Here is a 13113-nt window from a genome sequence, read left to right as displayed (position 1 = left end):
CTGAACTGCACCCCATAAGTTAGACTTTTTAAACTTATAAGGTGTGACCTATGCCAGTTCCAAAGCATTCAAAAGAGTTAAAACTCAAAGTAATTCAGGCTTATTTAGATGGTAGTAAAGGCTATAAAATTCTTTCCAAAGAGTTTAATGTAGATCTCCAAACCATTCGGTTATGGATTGAAAACTATAAGGCACATGGTACTGATGGGCTTAATATTAAAATTCAAAAAACTTATTATTCTTCAGAATTTAAAATCAATGCAATACAAATGCTTCTTGATAAGATACCCGTAAGAGAAGTAAGAAGACGGTTAAATCTGAGCGGGACGTCAATTTTAAGAAGATGGCTAGCTCTGTATCATAAAGAAGGGATTGCTGGGTTTAATACTAAACGGACTTATACCAATATGACTAAGCAAGATAAAACTAAAACAGTGAAACCAACAAGAGATGATAAAGACAAGTCTCAGCAAGAGCTCATTGATGAGCTTACAGCTTTACGCGCAGAGGTCGCTTTTTTAAAAAAGCTAAAAGCCTTAAAACTGAAGCAACGTACTTAAATTCAATTTGTACTGCAGACAGTGTTCAAATTATTTCAGAATTAAGGCAAATTTATCCATTAAAGCTCTTACTCAGTATTGCCAAGATAGCCCGTAGTACTTATTTCTACCACATGAAAGCTATACGCTCTAATGATAAATATACTGAGTTAAAACAGCAGATTAAGTCCATATACCATAAGCATAAGGGATGCTATGGCTATCGTAGAATTACTCTTGCTCTGAAAAGTACAGGAATAATGATTAACCATAAATGTGTATATCGACTCATGAAAACTATGGGACTTAAATCACGTATCAGAGCACTAAAATATCGCTCATATAAAAGTGGTTGTGTCGGGATAGTGGCTGATAACGTTTTACAACGGCAATTTAAAGCAAATCGACCAAATCAGAAATGGGCAACTGATGTAACGGAATTTAATGTGAACGGTGAAAAACTTTACCTATCCCCGATTATAGATTTATTTAATGGGGAAATTATTACATTCCGAATCCAACGCAAACTCAATTATGAGTTAGTAAAAGATATGCTCATTCATGCTTTGGCTAAACTTAAACGACATGAAAAACCAATTCTCCATTCCGATCAAGGATGGCAATATCAAATGGCTCATTACCAACAGCAATTAAAACAACAGGGTTTAATTCAAAGTATGTCTCGTAAGGGAAATTGTTTGGATAATGCTGTAATAGAAAGCTTCTTCGGAATATTAAAATCGGAGTGCTTTCATGGTGAAAAATTTCAATCAATTGATGAATTAGAGAAAACCATACAAGAGTACATTCATTATTATAATCATGAGAGAATCAAGGTGAAGTTACAAGGTTTATCCCCTGTACAATATAGAAATCAGTTTTTAAAAACTGCTTAATTAGCTGTCCAACTTTATGGGGTCAGATTATCCTACCGCAACGGGAGGGAACGAGGAGATGCTCACACAAAACTATCCCTCAGAAAGGAATAATTCTGATGCTGTTGTAATCGGTCCGCGACGACCGTCTGGCAATGTAGGCCAGCAGGCAAAGAATAGTGCTCTGTCCTATTCCAGTCAAGCATGCAAAATGACATTTGTTTTAAATTAGATCATTAAAAAAGTAAGGCTAAATAATGAGTGGTTTATTGTTAAGTGAGGGTTGTAGAGGGGTGATTTTTTTATCTAATGCAGTGCTAATTTTACAATATCAACGGGGCGCTAGGGATCCATTGCCTCTTTAATACAGCTTCGTTCCCCGTATCATAATACTTACCTGACTTACTTATGGCTTTGGTTTTAAATCTTCAACCCATACATTAGGTACACCTGCAAAATAATCTCTCAATCTATCTTCCACGTGTTCTGGTTCCCATACCGCTGCACATTCTAAATCTTTAATTTCCTCATATGTTGCAGGCAGAATATTACCTTGGTAATAAATTGAAAACTCTTTCGTAATCACATCCTGCATGAAATATTTATTTGGTATCGCCAAATCTGCTTCAATAGGCTTGTTGTCAATCACTGTCCATTGAGCAGAAGTAATAGCATATTTCATTACGGCCACTCGAAATAATTCTTTTGCTGAATAAATCTTATCGAGATTAAGACTAGAAATATTATCTGTAAAAAAGTCATAAAAAAGTGTTTCCTCTTTATTTACGACCCAACCAAATGCATATTGACCATTTTTTAAATCAATTTGTAATAAAGCACCCTCTTTAAACCTTTGCTTTTTCATTTACTATTCCTCTTTAATATTTCTAACTCCACTAAAGTTGGATCGCGTTTATATCCTTTACTATTAGGATGAATGTTGGTTATTTTTTATTAAATATCAAAAAATTATTCATCAAACTTAGTAAAAATATTTAATCCTCTATTCTAAAGAGTCGGGTTCCAATGCCACGAAGGATGAGGGAATAGAAATAGTTTTACTCAAATTTTCCTTGGCCCAACGATTCGTATAATGATCAAACTCAGGTTTGTAATAACGATAAATTACGACCCGATGACTAGCTTAGAAAATTGAAATTTTATACCTACACTGCTTAAAAAATTTTTAATCTTATCCATAAATTTAAGATCACCCACAAGAGGATCGAAACGATAAATAAGTTCTATAACAAATTTTTTGCCAATAGCTTGTTCATACTTTTCATAAACATCACCACTCTCAATGAAATCAATATACTTATTTATTTTTTCTTGCAGGATATAAAGATGCTCATCATCCCCCCATACCAAATGATCAGAGATCGTTAACACTATATCTCCCTCTGGACTAGTGCTAATAAAATCTATACTTTCCAAATTATCTACTGTCATCATTTTCTCTTATTTATTTTGGCCAAACAATTTCCACCTTTTAGGATTAACTAGATAACATAAACTGATTGAATAACTCTTTAACCTTTGACGTAGTGTTTGTTTTACCAAAAAAGAATGAAACTTGATTTGGCTCAAACTTTATATGGAAAAGTACAGAATGCTTTTCCGTTAAAAAATCTTCAAAAAATGGTATATTATTAGGCTATGTTATGGGTGCATAAACACAAAAAAGTTGCAGCAATACAGGTAAAAGGCTGGTATACGCCAATTTAAATTACAGTACGCTATGCAAATGGTTAACCATTCAAATTAATATGCTCTCTCTTTAATGAGAATAAATCTGGGCTCTCGTGCTGTAATAAATCCTCAAATTTGCTCCAACCATTCTTAGCTACGTAGTCCAACTCATTACTGTAAATTGGAATTAACCAAACTATTACAACTGGCGATGACATTTTATTAAAGGTTGCAAAATCATCATCTAAGAATACTGGCATAGCACAATATAAAGCTTTAAAACCTATCTTATCAGCTATATTTATAGGAAGCACAACAACTTGCCCACGGAGAAGCGCATTATGATTACTAAGAATATGCTCACTCATAAAAAACATAAGTGAAACGATCTTTTCAGGTGTATCCAAACCGGATATAGGTAGAATCAACTCATGTCGAACATTCTTGGTATCAGATATTCTTAATTCGTGATTACTTAGACCTATAGTTAAGAATGTATCTACTTCATCATATGGACTGTTTTTAAAACATACAACCTGAAGTCCATCTGTTGACCATTGATCTCGCCAACCATATGAAATTTTACCAAGGAATTTCTCTGCATGCTCAATAATTGTCACAACTTAACTCCTTAATTATCTATATGAAGGACAATCTATTAGTCATTTAATAGAACTTAAAAATAGTAAAAAACAGATAAGGTCAGCCCTTATCTGTTTTTATACAATTTAGGCAATATTTTTTATTAACTTTATTCTCTTTAAACGCTTTTATTAATTTAGTTAAGTTGTACGTACTATGGCTCTACCCCACAAATAATCACACATTACGGCGCAAGTCTATAACAAGTAGACGTAAATAAAGCGACTCTGTTATTTAAACCGTCTGTTATCAACACTTCATAATGTGCGAATTTTTTACTACTGCCGACCTTGGTTGCCGTTGCAATTAACACCCTATCTTTAGCACCGCTCATATAGCGAATATCAGCCTGTAGGCCAGTATATGGCGCATCCCCTGCGTTACAAGCCATCGCAAAAGCAATATCGGCTAAAGAAAATATGACACCACCATGCACGCCGCCCAATGCATTCATGTGTTCGTCTTTCACATTAAGCTGACAACGCGCTTCATCAAAACTGCGATGCAGCACTTGTACACCCAATAAGGGGCACCTCGTCCCCATCTCATTTTTTAGCACTCAATGGCATTAACAGCGAGGCCGCCTTTTGAAGTCTCTTTATATTTCTCAGACATATCTCTGCCTGTTTCCTTCATGGTCTGAATCACTTTATCGAGCGTCACAAAATGCTCCCCTTCATCATGAAGAGCCATTTGTGCTGCATTAATGGCTTTTACCGCAGCAATTGCATTTCGCTCAATGCAAGGAACCTGAACAAGACCACCAATCGGGTCACACGTTAAACCTAAGTTATGTTCAAGGCCAATTTCAGCTGCATGTTCCACTTGTTCAGGTGATGCACCTAAAATCTCTGCTAAGCCCGCCGAAGCCATCGCACACGCTGAGCCCACTTCACCCTGACATCCTACTTCTGCACCAGAAATAGATGCATTGAGTTTACATAAAATGCCGACTGCTGCTGCACTTAGAAAAAAGCGAACAACTTTGTCTTCAGAAAAATCTTTAGAAAAAGTCACGTAATAATATAAAACTGCTGGAATAATCCCTGCTGCACCATTAGTAGGGGCTGTCACCACTCGACCACCAGCAGCATTTTCTTCATTTACGGCTAACGCAAATAAATTGACCCATTCCATGGCATGAAAAGTCGTCACAATCAGGTTTGAATTTTTCTTATTTAATAATTTATCGTGAATTTTTTTGGCTCGGCGTTTTACGTTTAATCCACCTGGTAATATTCCTTCATTGATTAGCCCATTGTGAATGCACTGCTGCATCACTTTCCAGATGTCCATAATTTTGGTGCGAATCTCACTTTCACTACGCCAACTTTTCTCATTTTCAAGCATTAACTCACTAACTGATAAATGATGAGTTTTACATAAGCTTAAAAGTTCAGCCGCACTATGAAATGGATATGGAACCTTAATTTCACCAGTCTCAGACTGGGTTTGTGTTAACTGCCTTTGGCTAACAATAAAACCGCCACCAATCGAGTAATACGTTTCAGCATATAAAATTTCTTTCGCCTCGTTATAAGCAATCAGTTCCATTGCATTTGGGTGATGAGGCAAAGATTCATCTAAAAAAAGCAAATCATGCTTATAGTCAAAAGAAATACTCTTTTGCTGATCGAGCTGGATGGCTTTATTTTCAAGAACATCTTCAATCAAACTTGTACTTACTTGAGTATCGATATGTTCAGGATCAAAACCCATTAATCCTAAAAGAATAGCTTTATCTGTCGCATGACCAACACCAGTTGCTGCAAGCGAACCATATAACTTAATCTGAACTCGAAACGTCGTTTGGAGATCATTTTGCTTAACTAAATCATCCACAAAACTACAAGCTGCTCGCATTGGCCCAACCGTATGGGAGCTAGATGGGCCTACACCAATTTTAAAAAGATCAAATACACTTATAAACACGGGGGTCCTACCTTCAATTCATTATTATTCGTTTATTCGTCGTTATTGTGTCCTTTCGGATAACTCTAAAACTATCATTAAGCCGAGTACAAATCACGAATAACTATTGGCTAGCAGTGCAAAAAGACAACGGTTGAACAATCAACATCAATCGGTTTAATCAAAAATATAAATTGTGGAGCTTTTATCCCCCTAATAGATGTTCCGGAAATAGTCTTTAAATAAGTACGCCAATTTGTATAAATAAAAAACCACAAATATTAGCCATTAGTCGCACCTCTCTATTTTTATTCATTTTTGCTGGTAAAGTGTTTTACATGGTTTGATACAACCTACTTAACTCAGATGCATAATTCACCTGTTCTTGCATCTGATGTTTTTCAGCCTCTAGTCCGCTAGAGGCTTTTTTTATTATTGATTTAAAGACTGATATATTAAATTGATAGAAATAATGAAAGAGAAGAAAAATGAATCGCATTGTAAGATTGAGTGTTTTAAGCTTTCCGGTTTTATTCTTAAGTGGATGTATTGGCTGCTATAACCCAACAGGTTGTAACCGTGATGATTCGCCTTATTTCTATACAACTCAAATAACTCAAGCCAAAGGTGTAACTGTTCCAGTTGGAACAAAACTGGTTTATAAATCTCAAAAGTCAAAACAGAAAAATGAACAAACTGCTCCACTTAAAGAAGAAAATATAACAGGAATAAAGTTACCAAAAGATAGCGCTATGCTTTGGGGTGGAATGCCCACCAATCATCTCCTTCAATTTGCTAATTCTGAAATGCAAGGATTTACCGCCTATCGAGCACAAGAAGCCCCCACTGTATATTCCAATCAATTTTTAAAACTCTGGAAAGAGTGTGATAGTGATTTAGATATCTCGATCAAAAATAAAAATGACTGGAGTTTTAACCCTGCAAATATGAAAATTATTGGATGCGGAATTAACTATCAAGAAAGAGCTTCGTACAACACCAACAATTCAAGCCAAGATAAAGTTGATATTTTTCTAATCAACATTAACAAGGCCTTACAACAACTGCCTCAACAAAAAGAATATCCAGTCATTCACTATTCCCAAAATTAAAGTCGCAAAAAAAGCCCGCATTTCAGCAGGCTTTTTTATTTCAAAATTCGGTCTATTAGCTTTTAATTAAAAGTTAGCCACAAGTTGCGTTCGTAATTTTTTTAGAAGCTGGATCGATAGTGACTGTAACTCGGTTTGTACGATAATCCATGGTCATTGGTTGACCCGGAGCAACTTTACGCACAATTTCTGATTGAGTCTTTTGTTTAATTTGATCATCAGTAAGGCCAGATTGCCCTACTAATTTTTGAGCTTCTTCTGCTACACAGTTGGCTTGATTATCACGGAATAATTTCCATTCTTCTACGACTTGGCCATTTGGTAAATGACAATAGCCGACCTGACCATTTGCTTCATTTCTAATTTCTAATTTTCCACCTTGTTCAACACAATATTGACTAGCTGGATTTGGTGAACCAATTTTTGGTGGAGTCGGATCTTTATGTTGTACAGACGAGCAAGCCGTTAATGAAACAAGTGCCAAGCCAAGAAAGAGAATTTTTTTCATAATTTTTTGCTTCTTACTAAAAAAACTAAAGATATCAAAAAATTTTATATTCCATGTCACTTCGTTACAATAAAAAACTCACTTGAATGTTCTAGCAAAATAAATTTAATTTATTGGAAATTAAGATATTCCCAATTAAAACTATTTTTGAAATATTCTATTCAGGTCTTTCTAAAATTCGTGGCCCCGACCCTTCTAGTCCTAAAATATCTTCAGGATTTCTTAGTGGACATTGCTCTAATGATAAACAGCCGCAGCCAATGCACCAGTCCATTTCATCTCTTAACCTCGTTAATTTTTGAATTCGATCATCCAGATTTTCTCGCCAATGACTTGATAGATCTTTCCATTGCTTGGCTGTTAATTTGCTACCCACAGGATACTGACTTAAAGCCTCTTTAATTTCATTTAAAGGAATACCCACTCTTTGAGCGACTTTAATAATCGCAATATATCTTAAAATAATTAAGGGATACCGACGTTGATTACCATTTGTTCTTATACTTTTTATAAGCCCTTTCGCTTCATAAAAATGTAGGGTAGAAACAGGAACTCCACTCCTTTTTGCAACTTCACCCACAGTCAAAACTCGACTAGAGTCAGCTTTTTTATTTTCACTCATCATGATTGACCTCAACTTTACTTGAGGTTTATAAGAGAGCGCTTTTATTTTGTCAAATAAATAACAGAGATTTTCTTATACGCTATGAGCCACTCTCCCCAAGGTATAGGTCTTATCTGTATAAACTGATGACAAAATGCATCTGATAATTAATTCAATCTATAAAATAACTTGTTGTCATTTAAATTTAAGAAATTAGTTTTGTAGAGTAACCGGACATCCACAAATCCAAAACATGTTGTAAACGAAAGGCATGGGTGCGCCTAATGGATAGACTTTTATCTGCTCAATCTTATAAGTTTTTTTACGTGACTCAATGTGTAATATATTATCGTAACGGGCAACCACAACTCCCTTCTTATATAATTTTTTCCTTTCATTCTTTGCGTCAAATTTATATACCAAAAAGTAAACTTTTTCTCCTACACCGATCTTTGAATGATTAACCATAATGTAACCATTACAATACTTACATTGCCAATCTTCCATATCTCAAATTATCACACACTTAAATTAAAAAAAATACACTGAATTTTATAGTATAGATTTATTAAAGATATAAATCTAAATAAATATTTTAATTGAAAAAATAAGGTTTATTTGTGACACATATCACAATAAAAAATTCAAATTATATTCAGATACATCAATCACTTATAAAAAAAATATTTAAGGTTTATTATTTTTGAATATATAAAACCCATCTACAATTTATTTAATCATATAGTATATTTAGCAATAACTTTAAATTTAATTATAAATCTAGCCTCAATATATAACATGACATTTATTTAATTATTTACATTTAACTTAACCTTCAATATAAAAATAGATTTCTTTAAAATATTAAATCAATTTCACAGTAAAATTGAAAATAATTCATTTCACATTATACAAATAATAAATATATAATTAATGGCATTACAATTTAATTTTTTTATTATGTCAACTCAACGTTTAAAATTAGAACTCCCTTCTGGACACGATCAATTATTACTTCACTCTTGTTGCGCTCCTTGTTCAGGAGAAGTTATGGAAGCATTAATCGACTCAGAAATTAAATTTTCAATATTTTTTTATAATCCTAATATTCATCCAGTAAAAGAATATTTAATCCGCAAAGAAGAAAATATTCGTTTTGCAGAAAAGCATAATATTCCATTTATCGATGCAGACTATGACACTGATAATTGGTTTGCCCGAGCAAAAGGGATGGAAGATGAACCTGAACGCGGCATTCGTTGTACCATGTGTTTTGATATGAGATTTGAACGAACTGCCCTTTACGCACATGAACACGGCTTTAGTCTCATCAGTAGTTCGCTAGGAATTTCTCGTTGGAAAAATATGGCGCAAATCAATGACTGCGGAATTCGCGCTGCTGCTCACTATCCTGAAATTCAGTACTGGGACTATAACTGGCGTAAAAATGGTGGCTCAAGCCGTATGATTGAAATCAGTAAACGAGAAGAATTTTATCAGCAAGAATATTGTGGCTGTGTATATTCTTTACGAGATACTAACCGCTGGCGTATGGGTAATGGGCGTGATCGCATTAAACTGGGTGTTAAGTTTTATAGTAATGCCATGGAAGAAGATTAATTTTTATTTCTCTTTAAGAATTAATTAAGTTATTCCGAACTATATTTGTTTTTGATAAAAAAACGGCCACATCTGGAGAATGTGGCCAAAAGGTGTACTAAATAAGCTTTGATGTAGTTAGATTAATTGTGCTAGCTTAAAATAATATTAATTAAAATTAATTTTTAAAATTTTAATAAAATTTCTAGTTTCATATAACCAATTGATCACCATAAAAATTTGCATTTAAGTATTTGAATAATGATTAAATTTATGTAAACAGCATAACTTAGGCTATTATTTAGCTTTTAAATATTGTGCAATTTTTTGAATGTTTTCAATAATTTCATTAGGTGTGTGGGCTGCATAGCCAATAAGTACAGCGGCCTTCTTGTTTGGCATCTGACAATATCTTGATAATGGCTGAACAGCTAAGTTTAGAGCTAAGCACTGATCAATAAATTCTTGCTCTGTCCACGCACCTTTTAACCAGCACACTGCATGGATACCTGAATCGGTTGGTTGAACATCGAGCACATCTGAAAGATGCTCATTAATAGCTTTAATCAATGCTTGTTGGCGCTCATAGCATGCTTTTCTAACTTTACGCACGTGCCGAGCATAGTGGCCTTTTTGTATAAATAGAGACAAAGCAACCTGCTCTAAATAAGAACTTCGAACATCCGTGTAATATTTGGCCGCACTAAAGGTTTCAATCAATGCTTCAGGCACAACCATGAATCCTAACCGAAACTCAGGAAACATCATTTTGGTAAAAGTACCAGAATAAATAACTCTTTGCTGCTGATCTAAACCCTGTAAAGCTTGAATAGGATGTGTGCCATAGCGAAACTCACTATTATAATCATCTTCAAAAATCCATTTCCCTTGTTGGGATGCCCAATCGAGTAACGCAAAACGGCGAGCTAGACTTAAAGTTCCACCTACAGGAAACTGATGTGAGGATGCGGTATAAACAAGTTTGCTTTTTGAATAATGATCTGTAATGTCAGAGATTCGCATTCCCGCCTCATCACTCTCGATCAAATTTACCTGAGCGCCAAAACTTCGAAAAATATTAAAAGCTGCGTCGTAGCCTGGTTCATCTAGGCACACCTCATCATTTGCTTGAAGTAAAGCGTAGCCAGCTAAATGAATTGCCTGCTGCGTCCCATTTACAATAATGATTTGCTGTTCATTGCAGTTCAGGCCTCGGGTGGAACGTACATACTCACAGATTGCCTGACGCAATGGTAAATAACCTCGCGAGTCGTGAAATTGGCCCAGTTGATAATAAGATTGTCGCCAAGCTTTTGTTAATAATTTCCCCCAAAGCTGATGAGGAAATAAATCAATACAGCCCACTCCCACATGGAACATTTTTTTCTTTTGACTTGACCATGACTGTTCTCGCCATGAAGTTAATAAACCTTCAAAATTCGTATTAATATTTAAGGAATGGTGATTGGTTAGCGTAGTTTTTTTTGAATTTTCTTGAATATGTATTAACTGATCTGGCACAACCTCAGCAACATAAGTACCAGAACTTGGTTTAGTAAATAAATATCCTTCATCGAGTAACCGCTCAAGCGCAGCTAACACAGAGTTTCGTGAAATCGACATCATCTCTGCTAAAGCACGACTTGAGGGTAATTTTGTTCCAGCACTAAGTCTTCCATCTAAAATAGCATCACGCAAAGCAGAATATAGTCCATCTTTAATCTGGCCCTTTGGCAAAATCAAATGTGGAAAAGATGCAGAAATCGAAGTTGCCATAACAAACTGGTACTGTAGAAAATATCAAAAGTGTATCTTATAAAAATACCACTATCAAAACTACACTCTTGTTTTCGATTTTCTAGAACTTTAAAACAGAGTGTAATTATTATGCAAAATCAAGATATTCAGATTGTCCCTGTTCAGCAGCAGGACTATTCAGAATGGAAGAAATATTGGCTTGCTTATCAAAATTTCTATCAGGTAAATTTACCCATTCATGTTACTAAAGTGACTTGGGAGCGCTTTTTCGATGAACATGAACCCGTTTATTGTGCTGTTGCCAAACAAGGCGAGCAAGTTTTGGGAATTGTGCATTATGTTATTCATCGTTCAACATGGGCAGAGAATAATTATTGTTATTTAGAAGACCTTTATGTTTCACCTGAAGTCCGTGGGCAACACATTGGTAAGCAACTCATTGAATATGTACAAAAGCAGGCAATTGAGCATAACTGTGATCGTTTATATTGGCACACTCAAGAAACTAATCACACGGCTCAAAAACTCTATGACTGGATTGCACAAAAACCAGGAATTATTGAATATCGTATGCCTTTAATCTAAATCAATTGCAAACACCAAAAGTTTTAATTCTTTTGGTGTTTTATCTTAAACATACTTTATTTAAGACCAACATAGTTCCCTGCTTAAACCTTAGCGAATGAGCTTGATGACTCTGTCATTAATGATGGTGCATTGATTAAACTGTGCAAAGCACTTGATCTCTTGCTCTAATTCAAAAAAGAAATGCTCTTTATCTTTGATTGTTTTTTCTAGATGCAGGCTAATCACTTCTAATTCTTTGATAGACCGATGTGCTTTACAATCTATGCGGCCCACTAGCTCATCTTGATAAAGAATAGGTAAGCAAAAATAACCAAATACCCGTTTGGCCGCTGGCACATAGCATTCGATCCGATAATCAAATTCAAATAAAGATGTTAAGCGGTCACGATGAATAAGCGAGTTATCAAAAGGCGAAAGTATTTTTAATCCAAAATCAGTATTCACGTTTTGTTCTATTGCAGCTACATCGACATATAGAGTTTGTCCATCGTCAAGTTTAATCGCTGATACTACTCCTGCGTCGATCTGCTCCTTCAGCACGACACGCATAGCTTCTTTTAATTCTTTTCCCTTTAAATGAACCAATTGCTTCCATGTAAATGCACCATGTGCTCGAAGCGTTGTATTAAATAAATACTGCGCATATTCACGAAGCGTAGGCATACTTAAATCAATATTTTCAGGTAAGCAACGTTCAGTCAAACCATAGACTTTTTCCATTCCGTTACGCTCACAGATCATCAGGTCACCCTGCATATATAACTGCTCAAAAGCACGGCGACCTGGACCTGTATTCCACCAATTTCCCAAACTCTTTTTATTATTCTTATCAATATCTCGTAGTCGAATTCTACCTTCTGCACGAACGCGGGCTAAGATTTCATTCATGAGATGTTGATCACCTCTATTGAAATAACGGCTTTCCCCTTTCCTGACCGACATCATGGCAGGCAGTACATAACGGTAGTCTTTCATAGGAAGATAAGACGCTGCATGATACCAATATTCAAAAATCTGACGCTCTCGAACCAAATTATTTAAATAACTTAAATCATAATCAGGCACTCGACTCCACAATATATGGTGATGAGCACGCTCAACGACTGATATGGTATCAATCTGCACATATCCCAAATGCTCAATAGCCTGTAAAGTCCCATCCACACCTTTTGCAAACGGGCTAATCTTTCCTAAGCCTTGATTAAATAGAGCCAAACGTTTTAAAGATGAAGTCATAGAAAGCTCAATTGACTAATCACTGAATCGATTTTAATGTCCTGTATTT

Annotated in this window: 15 protein-coding genes; 5 read left to right on the top strand and 10 right to left on the bottom strand. The window is 35.1% G+C overall.

Features of this window, described 5'->3' with window-relative positions:
* Positions 1-50 precede the first annotated feature (50 nt).
* Positions 51-560, top strand: a complete 510-nt coding sequence (locus MKL38_RS18875; protein ID WP_270902241.1) for a helix-turn-helix domain-containing protein — start codon at positions 51-53, stop codon at positions 558-560.
* 5 nt (positions 561-565) lie between these two features.
* Positions 566-1435: an IS3 family transposase gene (locus tag MKL38_RS18870; protein WP_270902571.1), complete on the top strand. Its 870-nt coding sequence runs from the start codon at positions 566-568 to the stop codon at positions 1433-1435.
* A gap of 385 nt (positions 1436-1820) precedes the next feature.
* Here the strand turns inward: MKL38_RS18870 and MKL38_RS18865 are convergent, their stop codons facing one another.
* The 5 genes from MKL38_RS18865 to MKL38_RS18845 all read right to left on the bottom strand — a co-directional run bounded on the left by MKL38_RS18865 (position 1821) and on the right by MKL38_RS18845 (position 5680).
* A complete protein-coding gene (locus MKL38_RS18865) occupies positions 1821-2279 on the bottom strand; it encodes an Imm26 family immunity protein (RefSeq protein ID WP_270904104.1) in 459 nt (152 codons plus the stop codon).
* A 260-nt stretch (positions 2280-2539) separates the two neighbouring features.
* The gene (locus MKL38_RS18860) at positions 2540-2869 is read right to left on the bottom strand and encodes a DUF6572 domain-containing protein (RefSeq protein ID WP_270904103.1); all 330 of its coding nucleotides are present in this window, start codon (positions 2867-2869) and stop codon (positions 2540-2542) included.
* 296 nt (positions 2870-3165) lie between these two features.
* Positions 3166-3726, bottom strand: a complete 561-nt coding sequence (locus MKL38_RS18855; RefSeq protein ID WP_270904102.1) for a suppressor of fused domain protein — start codon at positions 3724-3726, stop codon at positions 3166-3168.
* Positions 3727-3932: 206 nt separating this feature from the next.
* A complete protein-coding gene (locus tag MKL38_RS18850) occupies positions 3933-4292 on the bottom strand; it encodes a PaaI family thioesterase (protein ID WP_270904101.1) in 360 nt (119 codons plus the stop codon).
* 8 nt (positions 4293-4300) lie between these two features.
* Positions 4301-5680, bottom strand: coding sequence for an L-serine ammonia-lyase (locus MKL38_RS18845; RefSeq protein WP_270904100.1), 1380 nt, complete (start codon positions 5678-5680; stop codon positions 4301-4303).
* Between the two features lie 467 nt (positions 5681-6147).
* On the opposite strand from MKL38_RS18845, the gene MKL38_RS18840 reads away from it, so the two are divergent.
* Complete coding sequence (locus MKL38_RS18840) at positions 6148-6771, top strand: hypothetical protein (RefSeq protein WP_270904099.1); 624 nt, start codon at positions 6148-6150, stop codon at positions 6769-6771.
* A gap of 73 nt (positions 6772-6844) precedes the next feature.
* On the opposite strand, the gene MKL38_RS18835 is transcribed toward MKL38_RS18840, so the two are convergent.
* The 3 genes from MKL38_RS18835 to MKL38_RS18825 form a co-directional block, all read right to left on the bottom strand.
* Positions 6845-7279, bottom strand: a complete 435-nt coding sequence (locus MKL38_RS18835) for an I78 family peptidase inhibitor (protein WP_003651098.1) — start codon at positions 7277-7279, stop codon at positions 6845-6847.
* Between the two features lie 157 nt (positions 7280-7436).
* Entirely contained in the window at positions 7437-7904 is a 468-nt protein-coding gene (gene soxR / locus MKL38_RS18830; protein WP_080592416.1) for a redox-sensitive transcriptional activator SoxR, read from the bottom strand.
* A 192-nt stretch (positions 7905-8096) separates the two neighbouring features.
* Positions 8097-8390 carry a hypothetical protein gene (locus MKL38_RS18825; protein ID WP_151744398.1) on the bottom strand — a complete coding sequence of 98 codons (294 nt, stop codon included), beginning with the start codon at positions 8388-8390 and terminating at the stop codon, positions 8097-8099.
* 453 nt (positions 8391-8843) lie between these two features.
* On the opposite strand from MKL38_RS18825, the gene MKL38_RS18820 reads away from it, so the two are divergent.
* Positions 8844-9503 carry an epoxyqueuosine reductase QueH gene (locus tag MKL38_RS18820; RefSeq protein ID WP_003651086.1) on the top strand — a complete coding sequence of 220 codons (660 nt, stop codon included), beginning with the start codon at positions 8844-8846 and terminating at the stop codon, positions 9501-9503.
* 276 nt (positions 9504-9779) lie between these two features.
* Here MKL38_RS18820 and pdxR read toward each other — a convergent pair whose 3' ends face one another.
* Positions 9780-11258: a MocR-like pyridoxine biosynthesis transcription factor PdxR gene (pdxR, locus tag MKL38_RS18815; protein WP_270904098.1), complete on the bottom strand. Its 1479-nt coding sequence runs from the start codon at positions 11256-11258 to the stop codon at positions 9780-9782.
* 111 nt (positions 11259-11369) lie between these two features.
* On the opposite strand from pdxR, the gene MKL38_RS18810 reads away from it, so the two are divergent.
* Positions 11370-11825: a GNAT family N-acetyltransferase gene (locus MKL38_RS18810; protein ID WP_270904097.1), complete on the top strand. Its 456-nt coding sequence runs from the start codon at positions 11370-11372 to the stop codon at positions 11823-11825.
* Between the two features lie 90 nt (positions 11826-11915).
* On the opposite strand, the gene MKL38_RS18805 is transcribed toward MKL38_RS18810, so the two are convergent.
* Positions 11916-13064, bottom strand: a complete 1149-nt coding sequence (locus MKL38_RS18805; protein WP_270904096.1) for a winged helix-turn-helix domain-containing protein — start codon at positions 13062-13064, stop codon at positions 11916-11918.
* Positions 13065-13113: the final 49 nt, after the last annotated feature.

Origin of the sequence: Acinetobacter sp. AOR14_HL (assembly GCF_027855175.1) — a bacterium.
GTDB classification, from domain to species: domain Bacteria; phylum Pseudomonadota; class Gammaproteobacteria; order Pseudomonadales; family Moraxellaceae; genus Acinetobacter; species Acinetobacter calcoaceticus.
This window is presented reverse-complemented; position numbering and strand designations above follow the sequence as displayed.